A 22,576-nucleotide genomic window follows, 5' to 3' on the forward strand; every position below is an offset into this window, starting at 1 on the left:
CCCCGGGGGCCGGGGCGGGAGCGCTCGTGCGCGCCCGCCCCGGCCCGCCGGGGGCGGTCAGCCCTTGCCGAGGAGCTTGTTCATCTGCGCGATCTCGGCGGACTGGGAGGTGACGATCGCGTCGGCCATCGCCTTGGCCGCGGGGAAGGCGCCCTGGGCCTGCTCCGTCTTCGCCATCGCCACCGCGCCCTCGTGGTGCTCGACCATCAGCTCCATGAAGGCGGTGTCGAACGCCGCGCCCGAGGCGCTCTTGAGCCTGTCCATCTGTTCCGCCGTCATCATCCCGGACATGCCGTGCGCGGAGTGGTCCATGGCCCCCTCGGCGGGCACCTGCTCACCCCAGGAGGCCAGCCACCCGGACAGGGTCTTGATCTCGGGGTCCTGCGCCTTCCTGATGTCCTCGGCGAGCTTCTTCACTTCCGCGGAGCGGGCTCGGGAGGGTGCCAGATCGGCCATCTCCACGGCCTGGCGGTGGTGGGGGATCATGCCCTTGGCGAAGGCGGCGTCGGCCGCGTTGTGCTGCCCCTGGGCGGCCGGGGCCTGGGCCTGGGCCGAGGCGGTGGCCGACGGGGACGCCGCAGCGGACGCGGCGCCGTGGCCGCCGTCGTGCGCGCTCGTGCTGTCGGCGCCGCCGCAGGCGGCGAGGACGGCGGCGGCCGCGCCGGCCGTGACGGCGGCGGCGGCGCGACGGAAGAGGGAACGCTTACTGGTCATGGTGGTGCTGCTCCTTGATCCGCAGCCCGGTTCGGGCATGCGGGAAGAACGGATGAAGAGGGGCCCGGAGCACGGCCGTTCGCGCCCGGCGGGTGCCGGACGGGACGGGCCGCGCGGGCTGCTCTAGATCCGCAGCAGCTGCAGTTCGGCCAGATCGGGCGGAGCCCGGGCACCGGCCGCGGCCACCGGTTCGGCGGGCTCCCACGAGGACGTCCCGGGGAAGCCGAGGAGCGCCTCGGCGAGTGCCGGCGGCGAGTACGCCGAGGCGACACCGGCTGCGGCGCAGGTGGCGTCGGCGTGCTCGGCATGGCCCGAGCCGCCGGCGGGGTGCGAGCAGTCCCCGCCGGCCTGCTCGGCGGCGGGAGGCGTCTGCTCGGCGGCGGGAGCTGCGTGGTCCCCGGCCGCCGTGTGATGGGCGCCGGCGGACACGGCGGCGGATGCCGGGGCGGGGCCCAGGGCGTGCATGCCGAGGATCCCGGTCAGCACCGCCAGCACCAGCACCGCCAAGGCCGCACCGGGCGCCGAAGGGCGCCGGTTCGTCGGGCGGCAGGTGCGGGTCACGGGATCATCGTACGGCCATCGCGCACCGCCAAGCCCCCACCGCTTTCGAGCCATTCGTGCGAGCGGGCCTGCCGTCGCCCGCGAAGGGGTGGCTAGGATCACGACATGATCACGGCTCGGTCGTCCTCCGGCGTGCCGCGGATCCGGGGAAACCGGAGTCCGCTGGTGCTCCTCTGGCTGACCCTGCTCCTTGTCGGTCTGCTGAACGCGCACGGGACCGGCGCGGGCGGCGACATGCACCACGCCCCTTCCGGCCGCTCCGCTTCCGCCGTCGCCGCCTCGGCGCAGGCGCGCGCGTTCGACGCGGACCGTTCCACGCATCCGTCCGAGCAGTGCATGCCCGGCCGCTCCGACCGCGGCACCGCTCCCGCGGGCCATCCGCAGACGGTCGCCGGTCCGGCCACGCCCGCCCTGCGCACGGAGGGACGCCCCGCCCCCGGCGCGGCCCCGCAGACCTGCGGCACTCCGGCTCGGCCCGCGCACGGAGTCCTGCGTATCTAGCCCTCCGGCCGACCCGCGCCCATGCCCGGGCTCGTGTCCGTGTCCGCCCCCGCCCGTGTCCGTGCCCCCACGCATGTCCGTGCTCCCGCCCGTGTCCGTGCTCCCGCCCGTGTCCGTGTCCGTGTCCGCTGTCGGCGGTCCGGTGGGCCACGCGGCGCATGCGGTTCACCCTTCCCGGGTGTTCGGGGCCCGCTCCGACCGGGCCCGGCGGGCATCGGCGGAAGACTCGGCATGACCCGCGGACCATCCGCCCGCCCCTACCGGGCTCCCCCGCCCCCGCCCACGGTCCGAAGCACCTCCCCGGAGGAGCCGTGTCGTTGCACCCTTCCACCGCCGCGCGCCGCGCGGGCGTCCTCGTGCGGCCGCTGCTCGCGCTGTCCGCTTTCCTCGCGCTGTCCGCGTTCACCGCGGCCCTCATCGGCTGTCTGGTCCACGACGGCCAGCCGGCCCCACGGCAGGCTTCCGCGCGTTCCGCACCGGTCCACCACCACGAGAGCGCCGCCCCCGACTCCCCGGGGGTCCCCCACCCCGACGACCCCTGCGTCCTGCACCTCGCGCCCCGCGGCGTCCAGGAATCCGCGGCGCAGCGCCCGGCCGCGTTCCCGGTGCTCCTCGCGGTGCTCCTCGCGGTGCTCCTCGCGGTGCTCGCCACCGCGTCGCCCGGCCCCGTACGGCGCCGCGCCTCCCGGTCTCCCGACACCGCGCTCGCGGGCCGCAGAACCAGGACCCGCATCTGCTGCTGGCGGATCTAGAAGCCGTTCGTGCGGCCTGTCCCCACGGCCGCCGTCCCCCGCCGTCGCGTACGGGCCGACACCCCTGCGCCACGGAGGCGGACGAGACGTGCACGGAAACATCCGTCTACGAACGAGAGCAGAGGAAGATGTCCTCTCCGTCCACACGAACCACCCCGCCCGCCCGCGGCGCCGCCCTGTCCGGGCTCGTCGGCAACACCCCGCTCCTGCGCGTGTCCGAGCCGTTCGCCCCCCAGGGCCACGGCTTCTGGGCGAAGCTGGAGGGCTTCAACCCCGGTGGCATCAAGGACCGGCCGGGCCTGCACATGGTCGAACGGGCCCGCGCCCGCGGCGACCTGCTGCCCGGCGCCCGGATCATCGAGTCCACGAGCGGCACCCTGGGCCTGGGGCTCGCCCTGGCCGGCCTGGTCCACGGGCATCCGGTCACGCTGGTCACCGACCCGGGCCTGGAGCCGTCCATGACGAAACTGCTGACCGCCTACGGAGCCCAGGTCAACGTGGTGGCCGAGCCGCACCCCTCCGGCGGATGGCAGGAGGCCCGCCGCGAGCGGGTACGGCAGCTCATGGCCCGCGATCCCGGATCCTGGTGCCCCGACCAGTACAACAACCCCGACAACACCGGCGCCTACACGCCCCTCGCCCTCGAACTGGCCACCGAACTGCGGCACATCGACGTCCTGGTGTGCAGCGTCGGCACCGGCGGGCACTCCGCGGGTGTCTCCCGCGTGCTGCGGCAGCTCTACCCGCAGCTGGAGCTGGTCGGCGTGGACACGATCGGCTCGACGATCTTCGGCCAGCCCGCCCGGCCCCGCCTGATGCGGGGACTCGGATCGAGCATCTACCCCCGCAACGTCGCCTACGGCGACTTCGGCGAGGTGCACTGGGTGGCGCCCGCCGAGGCGGTCTGGGCCTGCCGGCAGCTCGCCGCCTCGCACTACGCCACGGGCGGCTGGAGCGTGGGCGCCGTCGCGCTGGTCGCGGGCTGGCTGGCCCGGACCCGGCCGGCGGACACCCGTATCGCCGCGGTCTTCCCCGACGGGCCCCAGCGGTACCTCGGCACCGTCTACGACGACGACTACTGCGCGGCGCACGGGCTCCTCGACGGCCCGCCCTCCGCCGAACCGGAGGTCGTCGGACGCGTCGACGAGAAGGAGGTCACGCGCTGGACCCGGTGTGCGGCCGTCGTCGATCCGCTGTCCCTGGAGGAGCGGGCCGGCGGCTCCCCCGAACGGGCGGAGGGCTCCGACCGGTGAAGGGCACCCTCGCGCAGTTCCGCTCCTACGACCGCGGCGTCCGCCTGCTGATGGTGAACCAGTTCACCATCAACCTCGGCTTCTACATGCTGATGCCGTACCTCGCCGCGCACCTGTCCGGCTCGCTGGGTCTCGCAGGCTGGCTCGTCGGCCTGGTCCTCGGCGTACGCAACTTCAGCCAGCAGGGCATGTTCCTGATCGGCGGCACCCTCGCCGACCGGCTCGGCTGCAAACCCATGATCATCGCGGGGCTGGTGCTGCGCGTCGCCGGCTTCGCCGCCCTCGGACTCGTCGAGTCCGTGCCCGCCCTGCTGGCGGCGTCCGCCGCCACCGGGCTGGCGGGGGCTCTGTTCAACCCGGCGACCCGGGCGTACCTGGCAGCGGACGCGGGCGACCGGCGGGTGGAGGCGTTCGCCCTGTTCAACGTCTTCTACCAGGCCGGCATCCTGCTCGGGCCGCTGGTGGGGATGGTCCTCACCGGGGCCGGCTTCCGCGTCACCTGCCTCACGGCGGCCGGGATCTTCGCCGTACTGAGCGTCGTACAGATCCGCGGCCTGCCCGCCCGCCGGGCGCAGGGGGCGGCCACGGCGCCGGGCGGGGCGCGGGAGACGGTGCCGGCCCAGTGGCGGGGGATCCTCGCCAACCGGCCGTTCCTGCTCTTCGCCGCCGCGATGACCGGGTCGTACGTCCTGACCTTCCAGGTGTACCTGGCGCTGCCGCTGGAGGTCCGCCGCCTCGGCGGGGAGGGGCCCTTCGCGGGGGCGGCGACGGCCGCGCTGTTCGCCGTGTCGGGGCTGAGCACCGTCCTGTTCCAGACGCGGGTGACCGCGTGGTGCAAGGCGCGCACGACGCCGGGCGGGGCCCTGACCGGGGGGCTGCTGGTGATGGGCGGCGCGTTCGTGCCGCTGCTCCTGGCGGCGGCCGTGCCGGTGCCGGACGGGGGTCCGGGGCGGTGGCTCCTGGCGGCCGGGCCGGCGACGCTGGCGGCGCTGCTGCTCGCCGTCGGCACGATGATCGCGTATCCGTTCGAGATGGACACCATCGTCCGGCTCTCCGGGGACCGGCTCGTCGCGACGCACTACGGGCTGTACAACACGGTCTGCGGGATCGGCATCACGGCGGGCAACCTGCTCACCGGTGCGGCCCTCGACGCGGCCGGGGCCTCGGGTGCGGCGGCGCTGCCGTGGCTGTCGCTGGCCGCCCTGGGAGCCCTGTGCGCCGCCGCCGTCCGGTGGCTGCACCGCAGCGGGCGCCTCCCGGATCCCGTCCCGACGGGGCGGGCGGAGCCGGCCGCCGCCTGACCGGCCCCTCCCCCGGCGCGGGCCGTACACGGGTCAGGTCCGGTGCGGCCCCGCCGGCGGGAGGCCGGCCAGCAGCTCGCGGGCCAGGCGCAGATGGCGGTGGCCCGGCTCCAGCAGGGGGCGGGCGTCGCGGAGGGTCCGGGTCAGCAGGGTGCGGGCCTGCTCGGGGCGGTCCGAGGAGGCGAGCGCGCGGGCCCATTCCAGCCGGGCGTAGATCGTGTGCGGGTGGTCGGGGCCCATGACCCGGGTGCGGTCGGCCACCAGCGACTCCCAGGCGGCCGCGGCCTCGGCGGTCCGGCCCGCCCGGGCCGCGAAGGCGGCGAGGCTGCTGCGGACGGCGAGGGTGTGCGGGTCTCCGGGGCCGAGGCAGCGTTCGGCGTCGGCCAGCAGCTCGGCCAACTGCTGCTGCGTACGGGCCGGTTCGTCGGCCCGGTACCAGATCAGGCTGCGCCGGGTGGCGAGCACCTGGGGGTCGTCCGGGCCTTGGACCCGCAGCCGGTCGGCGAGCAGCCGGGCCAGCTGCCGGGCCGCCTCGGCCGGGGCGCCCGCCTCGCCGGTGAAGTAGGCCAGTTCGTGCCGGGCGGCCAGGGTGTCGGGGTGGTCGGCGCCGAGGACGGCCGCGGTGTGGGCGGCCAGGGCGGCGAACCGGCCGGCCGCGGCGTGCGGGTTGCCCGCCTCTCCGGTGAAGAAGGCCAGCTGGTGGCGGGCGGCCAGGGTGTCCGGGTGGGCGGGGCCCAGCCGGTCCTCGCGCCGCCGGGTGATCCCGGCGAGGTCTGCGGCGGCCCGGCGCGGCCGCCCCGCGTCGCCGACCGTGATCGCGAGCAGGAAGTCGGCGCCGGGGACCCCGCCCAGCCGGGCCCGGGACAGCGCTTCGGCGGCCCGCCTCGGTCTCCCCTCCTGGTGGGCCAGCAGGCCCATGTCGTAGGCCTCGGTCGGCGTGACCCTGGTGACGAGGGTCTGCCACAGGTGTTCCGGCACCGGGGGCAGGCCGGGCGCGCCCAGGAGGTAGTCGAAGGCCGTGTACCCCTGGGTGTAGTTGCCGATGAGCAGGCCGCTGGTGGCGTAGACCGCCGTGCAGGCCCAGTTCATCGCGTCGTCGAAGGGTTCCGGCTGGAGGTCGCCGCCGCCGCGTTCCAGCAGGTAGGGCCGGTGCAGTTCGCGCAGGCGGTCCCGGCTCACCGGGGTTCGCAGCCCGGCCCGCCGACAGTCCACGGCTGCCGCGACCACGGCCGCACCGCGCGGATTGCCGCCCGGTGTCCAGGCGTTGTGCCAGGCCGCCAGCAACTCCGGCCCGGCGGCCAGGACTTCCGCGATGCCGAAGCGGTCGCCCGCGCGCAGCGCCGCCCTGATCCGGGGGTCCTGCCCGTGGGCGGCGGCCCGCCTGCGCTCCTCGGGTGACCAGTGCCGGGCCAGCCGGACCACCTCCGCCTGCCGGAGCACGTCCCGCTGGGTGCGCCAGGCGTCGCGGTCGGATCCCGTCAGCCGGCTCTCCTCGCGGGCGTCGAAGCGCCGGAACTCCTGGGTGCGCATGGTCGCCAGCACCAACCGGCGCCCCGGCGCCGGTGCCGAGAGGGCGGTCAGCATCGCGGTCGTGAGCCCTCCCGCGCCGAGGAACTCCTCCAGGTCGTCGAGCCACAGCACGGCCCGCCGCCGCTTGCCGGCCACGCGCAGCGCCTGCGGGAGCGCGGCCCTGCCCAGAGGGCGGACGAAGGCGTGGCGGGGGAAGAGCGCGCGGGCCGTCTCGTGTGCCAGTCGGGATTTGCCGGCGGTGGACTCCCCCACCACCAGGACGAATCCGGCCCGGCGGAGAGCGTCGCGCAACTGGGGTTCCACGTCGCGGCGGATGTACGCGGGGGGCGCGGCCGGGGTCCGGCTCCCGTCGGCGGGATGTCCGTCCGCGTGGTGGGCGCCGGCGGGCTCGGGGCGGTCCACCTGCCGCAGTAGGGGGATGCGGCCCGCCGCGGTGCGCAGCAGTGCGTCCGCTCCGGTTCCTGTCGCTGTTCCCGCGGCCCCGCCGGGCCCCGTACCCCGCGGGGGCTGCAGCCGCTCGGCCGCCAGGCCCGAGAAGGCGGTGACGGCGGCGCCGATTCCGGTGGCCCACGCCCCGCTGGTCCACAGCGAGGCCAGGGCCAGGGCCGCCGCGCCCAGGCCGACCGCCCCGACATAGGCCGGCCAGCCGCGCACGCGGCCGTTCTCCCGTACGAGCAACACCGGCATGCCGCCCCCCACACGTCCGTGGCCGGCCCCCATTTTCACCCGTGCGGGTGAATTCGGAACCCGGGGCGGCAGGGTGAAGGCCCCGCCTGACCGGATGTCAGCGGTCGGACGGGGCCTCGACACCCCTGTCGGGGGGCGGCGGTTGCGGGATCACCCCTCCTTGACGAGCACGGTGATGTTCCGGTTGCGGATGAGGACCCGTTCGACCTCGTCGCCGATGTCGAACTCGCCTTCCACGTCCGTGGGCGTGATGACCGCGGCGGTCGTCTCGGTCGGCGGGACCTCGGTCAGTTCCAGGTGGAGTTCCTCGGGGACCGGGACGATCGGTGGAGACGCCAGTGCCAGCTTGAGAGCGAAGCCGGGGGTCCGGCACTGGCAGGTGCCCTTCACCGTGACCTTGCGCCCGCCCTTGCCCGTCCTGTGGGCCGTGGCGGTGAAGTCCTCGGCGCCGGCTGCGCAGGCGAATCCGTTTCCGTATCCAGACATGTCTTCTCCCGTCGTCCTTCGGCTGGTGGCTGATGGCTGATCACACGCGGATCCAGTCTCGGCGCGGTCGGTGGGGGCCGCAAACAGAAGGGGGCCGTCAGGCCGGATGGCCGGGCGTGAGGTCGGCGACGCGGCTCAGGAGCAGGAGCGGCGGCCGCTCGGGGCCCGGGCGGCTCGCCTCGACGGGCGCGAGCAGGAATCCGACGTGGTCTCCGCCGTCCGTGTGCCCTTCGATCCGGCCGAGGAACCACGCGGCGGCGTCCTGCAGGATCGGCGTGGGGGCGTGGGGCGACCGCTGCCAGGCGAGGTTCTCGAACTTGTCGGTGTCGTCGCCGGTCCGGCCGCCGAACAGCTCGGCCGTCGGCTTCTGGTCGTCCCGCAGGGCGTGCACGGCGAGGTGCGAGGCCGTCCGGGCGACCGTGTAGGTGTGGTTGGCCTTGGAGAGCCACACCATGAACCGGGGCGGGTCGATGGAGCACTGGGAGGCGAAGCCCACCAGACACCCGGCGCGCCGGTCCCCGGCCGCCGCCGTCACCACGTACACCGGGTGGTCGAGCACGTCGGTGAACGCGTCCAGCTCCGCCACGGTGACACTCCCCCTCTCGGACCTTCTCGTCAGCACTCCGCCGCTCACGGCCGCCTGAGGCACCCCATCGTGCCACCGGGCGTCCTGGTGGTCACTTCGGCCCCGGAGGGATCGGCGGGTCGCGTTTGCCACCGGGGATCGGGGTCAGACGCGAGTTGTACGACGCATCCGTACGCCGAATCTCCAGGGAGTGATCAGTCGTGTCCGACAAGGAGAAGAGCCGGGCCAAGGCCGAACAGGTCAAGGGCAAGGTCAAGGAGACCGCCGGCCGCGCGGTGGGCAACGAACGCCTGACCGCCGAGGGGCATGCCGAGAAGACCAAGGGCAACGCCCGGCAGGCCAAGGAGAAGATCAAGGACACCTTCAAGGAGTGACCCGGCCGCGCATGCCGCCGAGGTTCCGGAGGAGGTCGCCCTTGCCGTCGTCGGCCAGGTCGTACAGCAGCCCGGCGTCGCCGGTGATGCCGCCCGCCGGCACGGAGGTCCACGGGGTCCAGCAGACGTAGCCGCCGCCTCCGTCGTCGGCGTTGACGGCGTTCTTGTAGTTGCAGACGGCGCCGGCCTTCATGACGTCGTTCTTCTCCAGCCGCGTGCTCAGCAGCAGCTTGTTGAACTTGCCGCCGCCGCCCTCCTGCCAGCTGAAGGACGCGGAAGCCCGAACCTTGCCGCTGAAGTTCCGCCAGACGCACACGCGACTGGTGATGTCGGTGTTGAACCCGCTGGTCGGGAGTTCGATGTGCTGATAGGCGGTACAGCGGTACTCGTCGGATGCGGATGCCGGGCCGGACAGGCCGATGACGACGGTCAGCGCGACGGCCGACACCCCGGCGAGACGCAGGCGTGATACCACAGGTCCCCCTCACACGGATCGCTACTGCGAAGACCCTAGGGGCCACCGAACACCACAGCAAGCCAATTGCCGTGGAATTCGCCCGATATGGGGGTACGAGACCTTGCCTTCCGGTGCTTTGCACGGGCCACGGGGCTGGCGGGCGGTCAGGTCAGGTCAGGTCAGGGCGATCACGACCGGGCCGCCTTCGGGGTCCACGCGGGCCGTCCACCGGGGTGGGAGGCGCAGGGAGCGGGACGGGGAGGCCGGGAGCGGGAGCCGCCGCCGCCACAGCGGTCGGCCGTCCTGGGTCACCGTCACCACGGGGGCGGTCACGGCTTCCGCGGAGCGCAGCAGCAGCGGTCGCCGGGCGATGCCCGTGAGCCGGTTCGGCGTCACCCACACGAGCGGGGCGCGGACCTGTAGCGGCGGGCCGGGCTGCGGCCAGGGGGCGCCGGCGAGGTGGGCGAGTACGCCGGCCGCCGCGGCGGCGCCCTCCGCGGCGGCGGTGGCCGCGCGTTCGATGCCGTGGAGGGCGTTGCCGACCGCGAAGACGCCGGGCACCGCCGTGCGGAAGGAGGCGTCCACGCCGGGGCCCCGGGTGCCGGGGTCCAGGGGGATGCCGCCGCGGCGGGCCAGTTCGTGGTCGGGAATGAAGTCGCCGGTGAAGACGACCGTGTCGCAGGCGAGGAGGCCCGTACGGCCGTCCCGGTGGTGGATCAGCACGCCGGTCGGCCGGCCGCGCCCGCGCAGTTCGCCGACCGTCGTCGCCGTGAGCAGGGGGATCCCCGGTACGGCGGCGACGCCGCGCGGGCGCTCGGTGATCATCGCCACCACCTCCGCGCCCGCCTGCCGCAGCGTGGCCGCCGCACGGCGGGCCACGGGCTCGGCGCCCACCACCACGGCCCGCCGGCCGACGGGCAGTCCGTGGGCGTGGACCGCCTGGAACAGTTCGCCGCTGGTCATCACCCCCTGCGGGCGTGTGCCGGGAACCAGCCGGGCGCTGCGCGGGCGCTCCCGGGCGCCGGTGGCCAGGACGACGGCCCGGGCCGTGATCCGGGCCAGGCCGGCCGGGCCGGTGGTCTCCAGGCACAGCGGGCCTGCCCAGCCGGTGGCGGTGACGCCGGTACGGACCGAGGCCCCGGCGGCGAGCGCCGCCCCGACCGAGCGCCGCGCGTACTCGGGGCCCCGCAGCCAGGGGAGCGGCGGTCGGCCGAAGCCGCCGTGGTGGAGGTGGCGCGGCAGGCCGCCCGGCTCCTGGTCGCGTTCCAGGACCTCGACCCGGCCGGCTCCCGATCGGGCCAGTCGGGCGGCCAGGGCCAGTCCGGCGGGGCCGGCGCCGACGACCACCACATCGGCCTGCACATCGGTGCGGTCCGTACGGCCGGGGCGGTCCGTGCGATCGGGGCGGTCCGTGTCGGTCACCGGCGGGCCTCCTCGAAGAGGGCGCGGACGGCGGCTCCGCAGTGGAAGCCCTGGCAGCGGCCGCCGCGGGCGCGGGTGCGCCGCCGCAGGCCGTCCGGCGAGGCGGGCGGTACGGTCGCGGCGAGCGCGTCGCGGATCTCCCCGCGGGTGACGCGTTCGCAGTGGCAGACGATCCGGCCGTACTCCGGGTCCGCGGCGATCATCGCCGCGTCGCGGTACGGGCGGGGGAACGCCTCGCCGAGGTTGGGCATCCGCACCGGTTCCGGCTCGCGGGCACCGGTGACGGGCAGACCGCCTTCGGCGAGCAGTTCCACCACGTGGGCGGCGATCGCCATCGAGGCGGTCAGGCCCGTGGAGCGGATCCCGCCCACGGTGACGTACCGCTGCGCGGGACGGGCTCGGATCGCGTAGTCCTCCTGGCCGGTGGCCGCGCGCAGCCCGGCGTACACGGCGGTGACCTCCTCGTCGAGGAGCGCCGGCAGGATCCGCCGGCCCTTCTCCCGCAGCAGCGCGAGTCCTTCGGCGGTCGAGCCGGTGGCCGTCTTGTCGTCCAGGTCCTCGGCGGTAGGTCCGAGCATCACGTTCCCGTACACGGTCGGGGTGACGAGCACTCCCTTGCCGCGGGCGTCGGGCACCGGCAGCAGGATGTGGCGGACGAGGCCGCGGGCGAGTTCGTCGAAGACGATCAGCTGGCCGCGGCGGGGGGTGACGGTGAAGTCCGCGTGCCCGAGGAGCCGGTCGATCTCGTCGGCGTACAGGCCGGCCGCGTTGACCAGGTGCCGGGTGCGCAGCGGACCCCGGCCGGTGGCGAGGGTGTGCGGTTCGCCCGGGGTGACCGCCCGCACCGGGCAGTTGAGGTGGAGGTCGACGCCGGCGCGCACGGCCTGGGTGGCGTAGGCGAGGGTGGTCGTCCAGGGGCAGATGAGGGACTCGCCCGGTACGTGGAGGGCACCCAGCACGCCGGGGCCGAGTTCGGGTTCGCGGGCCCGTACCTCGCCCGCGGGGAGGATGCGGGCCTGGTGGTAGCCGTTGCGCACGGCCTTGTCGGCGAGGCCCGGCAGGGCGGCGAGCTGCTCGTCGTTCCAGGCCACGAGCAGGGCGCCGACCGGTTCCACCGGGATGCCGCTGTCGGCGGCGTACGCGGCGAGCAGCCGCCGCCCGTCGCGGACGAGCCGGGCCTCCAGGGAGCCGGGCACGGCGTCGAAACCGGTGTGCAGGATGGCGGTGTTGGCCTTGGAGGTGCCGTCGCCGACGTCGTCGGCGGCATCGACCAGGGCGATCCGCAGGGGGAGGCGGGACAGTTCGCGGGCGATGGCGGAGCCCACCACGCCGGCACCGACGACCGTCACGTCGTACGGGTCGCCGTCGGGCAGCGGGCCGCGCCGGGTCAGGGTCATGCGGGGCCCCCGAGCAGGGCGGACACCGCCGTCCGGAACCGTGCGCGGCGCTCGGCGGCCTGCCCGGGGCCTGCCTTCGGTTCGTAGACGGCGGACGGCTTCCACGGCGGTACGGCCTCGTGCACGGCGAGGGAGGCATCGAGGCCGAGCCGGGCGGCGGCGCCGACGCCGAGGGCGGTGGCGTCCGGGAGCGCGGACACCTCGACGGGGATCTGGAGCAGGTCGGCCTGTGTCTGCATGAGCAGGGCGGACCGGGTCAGTCCGCCGTCGACGCGCAGGGCGGTCAGCGGCGCGCCGAGATCGGCGGCGACGGCGTCGGCGAGTTCGGCGACCTGTGCGGCTATGCCGTCGCACAGCGCGTGGACGAGGTGTCCCGCGGTCGTGTCGAGGCCGAGTCCGGTGACCGATCCGCGCAGGTCCCCCCGCCACCACGGGGCGGCGAGCCCGGCGAGGGCGGGGACGAAGGTGACGCCGCCGGCGTCGGGGGCGGTCCCGCCCACGGTGTCGAGGTCGTGGGCGCCGGAGATCACTCCGAGGTCGGTGAGCCAGCGGACGGCGGACGCGGCCGTGTAGACCTGGCCGTCCAGGCAGTAGCTGGTCTCGCCGCCCAGGCGCCAGGCGACGCAGCCGGCGAGTCCGGTGGTGCTGCGGCGGGGGCTCGGGCCGCTCTGTGCGAGGAGGAACGCCCCGGTGCCGTAGGTGCACTTGGCGGTTCCGGGCTCGGTGACGCGCTGGGCGAGGAGTGCGGCCTGCTGGTCGACGAGCAGCCCCGTCAGCGGGAGCGGGGGTCCGAAGGCGGTGGTGGTGCCGACGCGGGTGTCCGCGTCGACGATCTCGGGCAGTGCTTCGCCGGTGAGGCCGAAGGCGTCGAGTGCGGCCGGCGACCAGTCGACGGTGTCGAGGTCGAGCAGCTGGGTGCGGCCGGCGGTCGCCGCGTCGGTGACGAAGGCACCGGTGAGCCGGTGCACCAGCCAGGCGTCGCTGGTCGTCACGACGCCCTGCCGGGTGAGGTGGCGACGTATCCAGGCCATCTTGGGCGCGGCGAAATACGGGTCGAGGGGCAGTCCCGTGCGGTGCAGCAACGCCTCCGCGTGCGGGGCCAGTTCGGCGCAGAGCTGCTCGGCGCGGCGGTCCTGCCAGACGATCGCCTCGGTCAGCGGCTCACCGCTCGCCGGGTCCCAGGCCAGGACGGTCTCGCCCTGGTTGGCCAGGCCCACCGCGGCGACCGGTTCGCCGGCCGCGGCCAGGGCGGCGCGCCCCGCGTCGACGACCGATTCCAGCAGCTCGCGGGGGTCCACCTCCACCCGGCCGCCCGGCAGGTGGCGGGGCCGTACGGGCGCGGATGCGGAACCGATGACTCCTCGCACGGGGCACACGACGAGGGCCTTGGTTCCCGAGGTGCCCTGGTCCACAGCGAGCACCGGGCCCGTCATCACCACTCCGTCCCTGTGGTCGGCATGCGCGATCGTCTCCGGGAAGCCTTCACCAGCGGACGCCGCCCCGTCAAGATCCGTCCGCGCGGCCGGCCGGCCTCCTGACGCGAATTCATATCTTGTATGTGGCTTGATACTTGCATTCGAAAAAGTTTCATGACTCGAACGCTCATAGTCACTCTATAGTGATCGCCGATCACCAGGCGCGAAGGCCATGCGATGCGAGGACCGATGACCACGACCACCGCAAGACGCGCCCGTCCCGACTACCCGTCGACCGGGGCGAGGTGATGGCGGGCGGCGACTTCCGGCCCGTCTACCACCCCGCCGGCCACGACAACGACCTGCGGGTGGCCGTGCAGGACCTGCGCACCGGACGCTGGCTGGCGATGGCGCACTTACTGGACCGGACGGACGGCTGGGGGCTGTGGACCCAGCGCACCCAGGTGCTGGCCGCGGTCGCCGCCGGATCCGACGTGGTCCAGGCCTGGCGGGCCGAGGACCCGCGCAGCGTCGCGGCGTCCGTCATGCACACCCGCGTCGTCGTCGAGCGCGCCGTCCGCGCCCACCGGGCGCGCCACCCCCGTACGCGCGAACTGTGGCAGGAGGCGTGGGCCGCCTGCCGCGATTCCGCCGAGCTCAGCCCCGCCGACCCGGTGCCCTGGGTCTGCCTCCTCGCGCTGGCCCTCCTCGACGAGCACCGTTCGATGGACGAGCACCGGCAGCCGCCGCCCGCCCTGATGCTGCCCCGCGGCCCCTGGGGCATCCTCGCCCAGGTCGACAAGCGCGACCCGCACAACCGCGAGGCGTACCACCGGATGCTCCAGTTCGTGTGCGCAGCCACGCCCGGACCGCTGACCGAGGCCGCCAACTTCGTGCACTGGGCGTCCGGTTCGGCGCCGCCCGAGTCCGCCGTCCACCTCCTGCCGCTCTACCTGAGCGTCGAGCGCTACCGCCGCGAGCGCGGCCAGGAGAAGGCGCTCGACCTCCACTGGGTCGCCGAGGACGCCGTCCGCGACGCCGGCCACGCCCTGACCACCTGGTTCCGCCACAGCGACCTGCGCCGTGCCTCCCAGCTCGACCTGAACCACCTCGCGCACGCGCTGTGGGGAGCCCACCTGTTCGGCGCGGCGGCGCAGGTCTTCGACGCGATCGACCGGTACTGGACCACCCTGCCGTGGGCCCACCGCACGCGCGACCCCGCCGACCAGGAACTGGCCATGGAGGTCTTCCTGCGGGCCCGTGCCCGCAGCCTGACGGCCCGGAGCTGACCGCGCGGGGCCCCCGCCCCGCGCCCCCGCCGGTCCCCCCTCTGCCCCACCCCCGCTCCTCACGACCCCCGGAGGTACTCCCCCATGTCCCGAACCGCGCCGACCGTCCGCCAGGACAGCAAGGCCCCGCCCCGGCGGGACGAGGAGGAACGGCTCAGGGAGCTCGGCTACCAGCCCGTCCTCGCCCGCCGGATGGGCGGCTTCGGCAACTTCGCCATCAGCTTCTCGGTGATCTCCGTCCTGTCCGGCTGCATGACCCTCTACGGCTTCGGCCTGGGCACCGGCGGTCCGGCCGTGATGCTGTGGGGCTGGGTGGGCGTCGGCCTGTTCGTGCTCTGCGTGGGTCTCGCCCTGGCCGAGGTGACCAGCGCCTACCCCACCTCGGGAGCGCTCTACTACATGGCCGACCGGCTCGGCGGGCGCCGGTGGGGCTGGTACACGGGCTGGCTGAACCTGCTCGGCCTGCTCGGCGCCATCGCCGGCATCGACTACGGCGCCGCCCTGTTCACGGGTGCCTTCCTCAACCTCCAGTACGGCGTCGAGCCCACCCCCGGCCTGACGTTCGTGATCTTCCTGTGCATCCTGCTGCTGCACGCCGCGCTCAACCTGTTCGGCGTCCGCCTCGTCAGCGTGCTGAACTCGGTCAGCGTCTGGTGGCACCTGGGCGGCGTCGCCCTGATCGTGGGCGCCCTGGCCTTCATACCCGACCAGCACCAGTCGCCCTCGTTCGTCTTCACCGAGTTCGTCAACGACACCGGCTGGGCCAACCCCTTCTACGTGGCGGCGGTCGGCCTGCTGCTCGCGCAGTACACCTTCTCCGGGTACGACGCCTCCGCGCACCTCTCGGAGGAGACCTCCAACGCGTCGGTCTCCGCGGCCAGGGGCATCGTCCGGGCCATCTGGGTGTCCTGGATCGCCGGCTTCGCCCTGCTCGCGGGCCTGACCTTCGCCATCCAGGACTACGCGGCCGTCCAGGGCACCGCCACCGGTGTCCCGCCGGCCCAGATCTTCATCGACGCCCTGGGCTCCGGCGGCGCCACCGCCCTGCTCCTCGTCGTCATCGTCGCACAGCTCTTCTGCGGCAACGCCGAGGTCGCCGCAGCGAGCCGGATGGTCTTCGCCTTCAGCCGCGACAACGCTCTCCCCGGCTCCGCCCTGTGGCGCAAGGTGAGCAGCCGTACGCAGACGCCGGTCCCGGCCGTGTGGCTCTCCGTGGCCGTCGCGGCCGTGCTGGCGCTCCCCTCGCTCTACTCCGCCACCGCCTACGGGGCGGTGACCGCCATCAACGTCATCGGCATCACCCCGGCCTACGCGATCCCGATCTACCTGCGGCTGCGCGCCGGGAACCGGTTCCAGCCCGGCCCGTGGAGCCTGGGCCGCTGGAGCAAGCCGATCGGCTGGACCGCCGTCGTATGGGTGGCCGTCGTCACCGTGCTGTTCTGCCTGCCGCAGAAGTCGCCGGTGACCATCGACTCGATGAACTACGCGGTGATCGCCTTGGCCGTCGTCCTGGTCCTGGCCAGCGCCTGGTGGTACGCCGCCCGGCGCTCGTACGGGACCCCGTCGGCCTACGGCAACGCCCGGGAGCAGGCCGAGATCGCCGAGGGCATCGTCTGACCCGGCCGTCCGGCCGTCCGCGCGCGCCCCGCCGCACCGGGGCGCGCGCGGTGTCGTCTCAGACCAGTTCGGGCTGCTGTTCGCGCCGCTGCTGCGGTACGTGCGCCGCCGCCGCGGCCAGGCGGTCCCACCGCTTGGTGAGCCGGACGTAGCCATGAATCACCGAGACCATCGACAGGACGAGCAGCGGCCCGAACACCCACGGGTGTGCCGCCATCTCCATCGAGAGGTAGCGGTACGACAGCAGCATGGCGACGAAGACGGCGGTGCCGTAGGCGACCAGCTGGATCCCCTTGCGGTCCCGGCCGTGGTCGAGGGTGCGCAGTCCGGCATCGATCGTGAGGGTGAAGACGACGCCGGCGACGATGTCGGCGCCGTAGTGGTAGCCGAATCCCAGCGTCGCCCCGAGCGTCGCGATCAGCCAGAACGTTCCTGCCCAGCGCAGGGCCCGCGGGGCCTTGCGGGAGTGGATGAAGATCGCGGTGGCCCACGCCGTGTGCAGGCTGGGCATGCAGTTGCGCGGGGTGAACTCGTCGAACGGCATCGGCTGCGGGGTCGTGATCGGCGGCGGCGTGTTCGGCCAGAGCTCGGCCAGCGCCCACTGGCCGCCGTCGGCGCCGTACGCGAAGATCGGCCCGACCACCGGGAAGACCATGTAGATGCCCGGTCCGAGCAGGCCGATGGCCAGGAAGGTGCGCACCAGGTGATGGCGCGGGAAGCGGCGCTCGACCGCCACCTTGCGCAGCTGGTACAGCGAGACGACGACCGCCATCACCGCGAGCTGGATGTAGACGAATTCGAGGACGCGGAAGCCGACGACCCCGGTGGCCTCGACGATCCGGCCCGCCACCCAGGACGGGTTGCCCAGCGCCTGGTCGGCGGTCGCCACGTACGGGTCGAGCACGTTCGGGCGGGTCTTGGACGTGATCAGTAGCCAGGTGTATCCGGTCTTGCGGCCCGTGACCAGGAGCAGGGCCAGTCCGACGCCCTGGAGCAGCAGCATCCGTTCACGGCCGGTGCGGCGCGTGAGCGCGATGACGGCGCAGGCGAGGGTGACCAGCAGGGCGCCGTTGCCGTACATCATCTCGGCGCCGACCGCCCGGCGCACGAGCCAGAAGACGAGGTCGATGCCGACGGCCGCGCCGATCGCGATGAACCGCTGCCGCCAGGTGAGCACGACCAGCATCAGGGCCATACTGGCGTAGAGCACCGTCCCGGACTTGGGGGCGAACACCACCTCCCGCGCCTGGTCGGTGATCGGCCCCCGCACGCCGTAACCGCGCGCGGCGATCTCCAGTGCGATGAGGAATCCGAGGGCCACCGCACCCACCGCGACCCACAGCACGACGCTCGGGCGACGCCATGCAGCGGACTCGGCTCCGCCGCCCTTTCGCGAAATCGCTCGCTTTTCCGCAGATATCAATTTTTCAGCCGATGTTCATATGTCAACCTGATCATTGTTCGCTCGAACATGTTAGCGGAGCTGGTGGGCCGGTTCGGAAAAGTAGTGAAGGCCACAGCGGTGAAACCGGAGATCTGCCGGGCGCACCGGGCGGAATGCTGAATTCCCCCACATCAGCAGAGGCCCTCGTCGTGACGACCATGGCCTCGGACTCGCACACCTTGGGTGGATGTCCGGGGGGCTGGCCCGCCCGGCCGTGGACAGAACGCTAGGGAGGTTCCGGGCGCCGGACCGGCAGCTCGCCCGGCAGGATTCGGGCAGTATCGGCCCAGGCGGGAGGCGCGCAGCGGGGGCGCGGACCGGGGCCACAGGGCGCGCGGACCGGGCCCGTAGCCGGGGGCGTGGAACGGGTTCGCCGCCCCGCGTCAGCCCGCCGCCGCGAGCTCCCCGTACACACCGGTGCCGCACAGGCGCCGGCAGAGGTTCAGCACGGTGAACCGGACGCCGTCGCGGGACGGGACGCTGCGGATCAGGCCGCTCGCCAGCAGCTCGTGCACCGCCGCCAGGCACTCCTGCGCCGGCCGGCCGCTCAGTTCCACGGCGTCCTCGCCCGACCAGTCCCCCGGCGCTGCGGCGAGCCGCTCCAGCAGGTCCCGCTGGCCGAGCGTGAGCCGGTCCAGCGCGGCGCCGAGCGCCGCCCCCACCTCGGCCCGGCCGCCGAAGCCGGCCGGGGGCGGCGCCAGCGGGAACGGCCCGTCCGTGAGGCGCGCCGCCAGCTGGCGCGGGGAGAGCACCGTCGACCAGCCGGCCACCAGCTCCAGCGCTCCGGGCAGTCCGTCGAGCTGGCGGCAGATCGAGGCCACGGCCGGCGCCTCCTCGGCCTCCAGGCTGAATCCGGGCCGCAGTCGGCGCAGGTGCGAGAGCAGCAGCCGTACGGCGCCCACCTCGGCCAGCGCCACCGGGTCGTGGTCGAGTTCCGGCCCGGGCGCGGGCAGCGGGGCGAGCGGGATACCCTGCCCGCCGGGCAGCGGCTGCGGCACCCGGGCGGTGATCAGCACCCGCAGGTCGGGGCAGCGGTGGAACAGTTCGTCCAGCAGGGCCGTGTCCACGCCCGCGTCGGCTCCGTCCAGCACCAGCAGGGTGGGCCGCTCCCCCACCGTGCGCGCCTGCACGGCGACCGACCGGCGGCCGCAGTCGATCCAGCGCACCGACCACCGTGGGGCGAGGTGCAGCCGTCTCGCGACCTCCAGGACCAGCCGGGTCTTGCCGACTCCGCCGAGGCCCGCCACGGTCACCAGCCGGTCGCCGTGCACGGCGAGGGCGTCGGTCAGCACCTCGACCTCCAGCTCCCGGCCGACGATCGCCCCGCGGGCGGCGCGGTCGGCTCGTCGCGCGGCTCCTCGGCGCGTGCCTGCCGGCGCGCGGCCGCCTCGAAGCTCGTCCGGTGCTGGCCCTCCAGCCGCAGCGCGTCGGCCAGCAGCCGGACCGTCTCCTGCCGGGGGCGCTGGACCCGCCCGCTCTCCATGTCCCGGATGGCCCGGACGCTCAGCGTCGCGTGATCGGCGAGCACCTGCTGGGTGAGTCCGACACGCTCGCGCCGGACCCGGAGCAGCTCTCCGAAGCCTGTCGTCGTCGACTGCAGCGACGTAACACCGTGCATGCCTGGTCCACCTTCCGTGGGTTGGCCAAGTACCGGGGACCGAGGGGCCCGGAGGCCGTGCGGCCCGCCGGGGGCGGCTGCGACCGGTGGTGACCTCGGAGCCGTCGTTCCCCTTGGCGCCGATGGTCGCCGCCCCTGCTCTACGGCCGATCAACGACGGATCACCACACACCCGCGCGGTCGCCCCGCGCAAGCGCGCCGGAAAACGCCCGAGGGGCCGTTGCCGGATCGCTCCGGAAACGGCCCCTCGGTGCAGGGTGTGGACTCGGTCAGTGCTCGCAGAGGGAGAACTCCCGCTCGTAGAGCTGCTCGTTGTGCTCGTCGACGAAGAACTTGCGTTCCTGCATGAGCTGTTCGCGGTAGGTCTCGGCCTGCTCGCGCGTCATCGTCGCGGTGTCGGCCCACGGTTGCTGCGGTGGCACATCGGAGGTCGAGACGATCGTCTCCGACGGGTCGACCAGGAAGAACGCCAAGATCTTGCGGTGCCCCGGACGAGTGGGGTCCGCGAGGCGGAAGTCGCCCACGCGGTGTTGCAGGATGTTGGGAAAGGCCAGGCAGCGGCCCGCCGGCGTCGAGGCCGATCCCAGCACCTGGTTGAGCGCGTCCTCGTCCTCCAGGCCGTAGACCTCGCGCAGGCCTGCGCCGTCGTTCTGCTCGTAGTCCGGGTCGTCGAGTGCCGCCCGGAAGCTCAGCCGGCTCTCGGTGATGTTCTCGCTGTCCCAGTAGTAGATGCCGGTCGAGACGATCCGCTCGTTCAGCATCCCCTCGACGTGCCAGGAACCGCCGGCGTACGCGGGCTTGTCCGGGGTGAGGTGGATGGTGGCGAGCTTGACGATCACCTGGAGGCGGCGGCCGCGCAGGTCGACCCGGTCGGACGCGCCGGGCGTCTCGGGCGGGGTGAAGTCCGGTGCCTCCGGGATGACCGGGCGGCGGTTCTCCCACCACTCGTCATGGGCCGCGGACCACGCGCGGAGGGCTTCCTCGTGCGCCGCGGGGTCGCTGTAGGAGGACTTGTGCGGGTACTCCGGTTCCGAGTCGTACCACCCGTAGGGGTCGGCCTCGATCCGCAGGGGCCGCGGATGGCGCAGATCGGTGAGCACGTTCTCCCACAGCGGGAGCATCCTCGCGAACAGGTCCGGCAGGACGCAGGCCAGTTCGCGATGGGCCTCGGGGTGGACGTTGTTGACGTACGAGCGGAAGGCGGCCTGGCCGTCGTCGGTGACGTCCACGTCCGTGGGCAGCCACTGGAACCTCTCCGAGAACTCGTGCTTCGAGTAGCGGGTCGTCGGATTCTGCCAGGCCCGCGCGGGGGCGCCGCTCACCTCGCTCACCAGGCAGAACAGCGAGGGGTGCACCAGATCCAGCACCTGGCCGTCCGATCCGGGGTGCCAGTCGAGTTCCGCCTCGGGTACCTCTTCCAGCACCCGGACCGCCTCGCGCAGCCGGGACCTGAGCCGGTCGTCGACGAGGGTGTCCGACTGCCACACGCCGTCGACGGCGGACACCTCGATGCCGGTTCGTGCGTCCCGCAGCGCGGCGTAGTGCTCGAGTTCGGCGAGGACGTAGCGCACCTGCGCCTCACCGAGGCCCTGGGCGAGCGCCTCCTGCGTCCACCGGGCGGCGATGTCGGCGTCCTTCATCTTCTCGAACCATCCCGGCTTCGCCCGGAGGTGCGCGCTGCACTGCATGATCTCGAGTTCCCGCAGCGTTCGGGGTTTCGCGAACGATAGGGAACGGGACGCGGTGAAGGGCAGCGGGAAAGCAGACAGGCCGGTCAATTCTTCGGGTCCCTACGGTCGGTGTGCGGTGGCCGGAAGAATAGCCCGGCGCACTGACAGCGCCGCCGTGGTCCCGGTAGCCGCCGGCGAACGCCCTCGATGCGCAGCGGCAGGCCGCTGCGGACCGCTCGGTGAGGGCCCGGCCGGTAAGGGAGCCGCCGCACGCTTGCCTTAGGGTGACCTCATGGTGGGGCATTCGAGTACACGGCAGCGGCTCGTCGTCGCCTTCGTCTCCTTCGTCCTGGCGACCGCCGCGACGGTCGTGGCGGCGGCGTCGTCGACAGGGCCTGCGTCCGACGCGGGCGCGCGGCCCGCCGGCGGGTTCCCGCGGCCGCCCGAGCCGCCCAAGGAGCACGCCCTGCGACTCGGCGTCTCCTACGGCGACACCCTCACCTGGAAGTCCGACGACGGCCTGGCCGCCGCCCTCAACGACGCGGTGGGGCTGGGCACCACCTGGATCCGGGTGGACCTGTCCTGGAACAACATCCAGCCGGACAGCCCGCGCACCTACCAGTGGCAGCGCTTCGACCGGATCGTGAAGGCGGCCCGCGAACGCAACCTCGACATCCTCGCCACGGTCGCCTACACCCCCGCGTGGGCGCGGGCCGAATCCTGCACGGGGCACCGTCCCACGTGTCCGCCGGCCGACCCCAGGAAGTTCGCCGCGTTCGCGAAGCTCGCCGCCCTGCGCTACGCGCCCCAGGGCGTGCACACGTGGGAGGTCTGGAACGAGCCCAACCTCCCCCAGTTCTGGTACCCCAAGCCCGACGCGAAGGCGTACACCACCCTGCTCGGCTCCACCGCGGCCGCGCTGCGCGAAGCCGACCCGACGGCTTACGTGCTGATGGGCGGCCTGGCCGCCGTCGGCACCTGGGAATCCATCAAATACGTCTCCCACCTGGACTTCCTGGACCAGGTCTGCCGACTTGGCGGCAACAAGGTGGTGGACGCGCTCAGCTACCACCCCTACGCCTGGCCCCAGCTCCCGCACGACGGCAAGGTCTTCACGGAGATCAGCAGCGCCGGGGAGAACCTGGTCGGCGTCGCCGAGCGGCACGGGACACCCGGCATGCCGGTGTGGCTGACGGAGACGGGCGCGCCGACCAACGGTCCCGGCAACCCGGCCGCCGACGAGAAGTCCCGGGCGGAGAACATCACGCACGTCAGCGAGGAGTTCCAGGCGCGGATCGCCACCGACACCGTGCCGACCGCCGCCAAGGACAAATACGTGGCCGCCGCCTTCTGGTTCGCCCATCAGGACACGGCCACCGGCAGCGACAAGAGCCATTCCAAGTACTACGGGCTGCGCCGCTACGACGGTTCCGCGAAGCCCGCCTTCGCCGCGCTGCGGGCCGCCATCGAGGAGTACGCGAAGAAGCAGCCCCGCTAGCGGC

At 73.9% G+C, this 22,576-nt stretch carries 21 protein-coding genes; 8 read left to right on the forward strand and 13 right to left on the reverse strand.

What is annotated here, in order from left to right:
• Positions 1-57: 57 nt before the first annotated feature.
• Positions 58-714: a DUF305 domain-containing protein gene (locus tag AVW11_RS01155; RefSeq protein WP_076042923.1), complete on the reverse strand. Its 657-nt coding sequence runs from the start codon at positions 712-714 to the stop codon at positions 58-60.
• Positions 715-837: 123 nt separating this feature from the next.
• Positions 838-1,275, reverse strand: coding sequence for a DUF6153 family protein (locus tag AVW11_RS01160; protein WP_076042924.1), 438 nt, complete (start codon positions 1,273-1,275; stop codon positions 838-840).
• A 105-nt stretch (positions 1,276-1,380) separates the two neighbouring features.
• On the opposite strand from AVW11_RS01160, the gene AVW11_RS36290 reads away from it, so the two are divergent.
• From AVW11_RS36290 to AVW11_RS01180, 4 genes are all read left to right on the forward strand, one after another.
• Positions 1,381-1,776: a hypothetical protein gene (locus AVW11_RS36290; protein WP_143568783.1), complete on the forward strand. Its 396-nt coding sequence runs from the start codon at positions 1,381-1,383 to the stop codon at positions 1,774-1,776.
• A 311-nt stretch (positions 1,777-2,087) separates the two neighbouring features.
• Complete coding sequence (locus AVW11_RS01170) at positions 2,088-2,528, forward strand: hypothetical protein (RefSeq protein WP_143568784.1); 441 nt, start codon at positions 2,088-2,090, stop codon at positions 2,526-2,528.
• A 128-nt stretch (positions 2,529-2,656) separates the two neighbouring features.
• Positions 2,657-3,781, forward strand: a complete 1,125-nt coding sequence (locus AVW11_RS01175; protein WP_076042927.1) for a PLP-dependent cysteine synthase family protein — start codon at positions 2,657-2,659, stop codon at positions 3,779-3,781.
• Positions 3,778-5,082, forward strand: coding sequence for an MFS transporter (locus AVW11_RS01180; RefSeq protein ID WP_076042928.1), 1,305 nt, complete (start codon positions 3,778-3,780; stop codon positions 5,080-5,082). The genes AVW11_RS01175 and AVW11_RS01180 overlap by 4 nt, the downstream gene beginning before the upstream one ends.
• A 33-nt stretch (positions 5,083-5,115) precedes the next feature.
• Here the strand turns inward: AVW11_RS01180 and AVW11_RS38895 are convergent, their stop codons facing one another.
• The 3 genes from AVW11_RS38895 to AVW11_RS01195 all read right to left on the reverse strand — a co-directional run bounded on the left by AVW11_RS38895 (position 5,116) and on the right by AVW11_RS01195 (position 8,371).
• Positions 5,116-7,299 (reverse strand): tetratricopeptide repeat protein, encoded by a 2,184-nt coding sequence (locus AVW11_RS38895; RefSeq protein WP_076042929.1) that lies wholly within the window; start codon positions 7,297-7,299, stop codon positions 5,116-5,118.
• 150 nt (positions 7,300-7,449) lie between these two features.
• Positions 7,450-7,785 carry a hypothetical protein gene (locus AVW11_RS01190; protein WP_076042930.1) on the reverse strand — a complete coding sequence of 112 codons (336 nt, stop codon included), beginning with the start codon at positions 7,783-7,785 and terminating at the stop codon, positions 7,450-7,452.
• Between the two features lie 97 nt (positions 7,786-7,882).
• Positions 7,883-8,371: a flavin reductase family protein gene (locus tag AVW11_RS01195; RefSeq protein ID WP_076042931.1), complete on the reverse strand. Its 489-nt coding sequence runs from the start codon at positions 8,369-8,371 to the stop codon at positions 7,883-7,885.
• 200 nt (positions 8,372-8,571) lie between these two features.
• Between AVW11_RS01195 and AVW11_RS01200 the strand changes: the two genes are divergently transcribed.
• Positions 8,572-8,745: a CsbD family protein gene (locus tag AVW11_RS01200; RefSeq protein WP_076042932.1), complete on the forward strand. Its 174-nt coding sequence runs from the start codon at positions 8,572-8,574 to the stop codon at positions 8,743-8,745.
• Here the strand turns inward: AVW11_RS01200 and AVW11_RS01205 are convergent.
• From AVW11_RS01205 to AVW11_RS01220, 4 genes are all read right to left on the reverse strand, one after another.
• Entirely contained in the window at positions 8,735-9,220 is a 486-nt protein-coding gene (locus AVW11_RS01205; RefSeq protein WP_143568785.1) for a hypothetical protein, read from the reverse strand. The two genes, AVW11_RS01200 and AVW11_RS01205, sit on opposite strands and share 11 nt — an antisense overlap.
• A gap of 156 nt (positions 9,221-9,376) precedes the next feature.
• Positions 9,377-10,564: an NAD(P)/FAD-dependent oxidoreductase gene (locus AVW11_RS01210; protein ID WP_076043019.1), complete on the reverse strand. Its 1,188-nt coding sequence runs from the start codon at positions 10,562-10,564 to the stop codon at positions 9,377-9,379.
• Between the two features lie 56 nt (positions 10,565-10,620).
• Positions 10,621-12,021: an FAD-dependent oxidoreductase gene (locus tag AVW11_RS01215; protein ID WP_076042934.1), complete on the reverse strand. Its 1,401-nt coding sequence runs from the start codon at positions 12,019-12,021 to the stop codon at positions 10,621-10,623.
• The gene (locus AVW11_RS01220) at positions 12,018-13,454 is read right to left on the reverse strand and encodes an FGGY family carbohydrate kinase (RefSeq protein WP_076042935.1); all 1,437 of its coding nucleotides are present in this window, start codon (positions 13,452-13,454) and stop codon (positions 12,018-12,020) included. Before AVW11_RS01220 ends, AVW11_RS01215 begins: the two co-directional genes overlap by 4 nt.
• 290 nt (positions 13,455-13,744) lie before the next feature.
• On the opposite strand from AVW11_RS01220, the gene AVW11_RS01225 reads away from it, so the two are divergent.
• A complete protein-coding gene (locus AVW11_RS01225) occupies positions 13,745-14,725 on the forward strand; it encodes a hypothetical protein (protein WP_030839789.1) in 981 nt (326 codons plus the stop codon).
• Positions 14,726-14,809: 84 nt separating this feature from the next.
• A complete protein-coding gene (locus AVW11_RS01230) occupies positions 14,810-16,342 on the forward strand; it encodes an amino acid permease (protein ID WP_030854611.1) in 1,533 nt (510 codons plus the stop codon).
• 58 nt (positions 16,343-16,400) lie between these two features.
• Here AVW11_RS01230 and AVW11_RS01235 read toward each other — a convergent pair whose 3' ends face one another.
• The 4 genes from AVW11_RS01235 to AVW11_RS01245 all read right to left on the reverse strand — a co-directional run bounded on the left by AVW11_RS01235 (position 16,401) and on the right by AVW11_RS01245 (position 21,182).
• A complete protein-coding gene (locus AVW11_RS01235; RefSeq protein ID WP_030854609.1) occupies positions 16,401-17,765 on the reverse strand; it encodes a phosphatase PAP2 family protein in 1,365 nt (454 codons plus the stop codon).
• Between the two features lie 404 nt (positions 17,766-18,169).
• On the reverse strand, positions 18,170-19,078 hold the full coding sequence (locus AVW11_RS01240) for an XRE family transcriptional regulator (RefSeq protein ID WP_240528097.1): 909 nt from the start codon (positions 19,076-19,078) through the stop codon (positions 18,170-18,172).
• On the reverse strand, positions 19,072-19,404 hold the full coding sequence (locus AVW11_RS38185; RefSeq protein WP_240528099.1) for a helix-turn-helix domain-containing protein: 333 nt from the start codon (positions 19,402-19,404) through the stop codon (positions 19,072-19,074). Before AVW11_RS38185 ends, AVW11_RS01240 begins: the two co-directional genes overlap by 7 nt.
• Positions 19,405-19,673: 269 nt before the next feature.
• On the reverse strand, positions 19,674-21,182 hold the full coding sequence (locus AVW11_RS01245) for a DUF4246 domain-containing protein (protein ID WP_076042936.1): 1,509 nt from the start codon (positions 21,180-21,182) through the stop codon (positions 19,674-19,676).
• 184 nt (positions 21,183-21,366) lie between these two features.
• On the opposite strand from AVW11_RS01245, the gene AVW11_RS01250 reads away from it, so the two are divergent.
• Positions 21,367-22,572 carry a cellulase family glycosylhydrolase gene (locus AVW11_RS01250; protein WP_060179236.1) on the forward strand — a complete coding sequence of 402 codons (1,206 nt, stop codon included), beginning with the start codon at positions 21,367-21,369 and terminating at the stop codon, positions 22,570-22,572.
• The last annotated feature ends 4 nt before the right edge of the window (positions 22,573-22,576 follow it).

Origin of the sequence: Streptomyces amritsarensis (assembly GCF_001953875.1) — a bacterium.
Classification (GTDB): Bacteria; Actinomycetota; Actinomycetes; order Streptomycetales; family Streptomycetaceae; genus Streptomyces; species Streptomyces amritsarensis.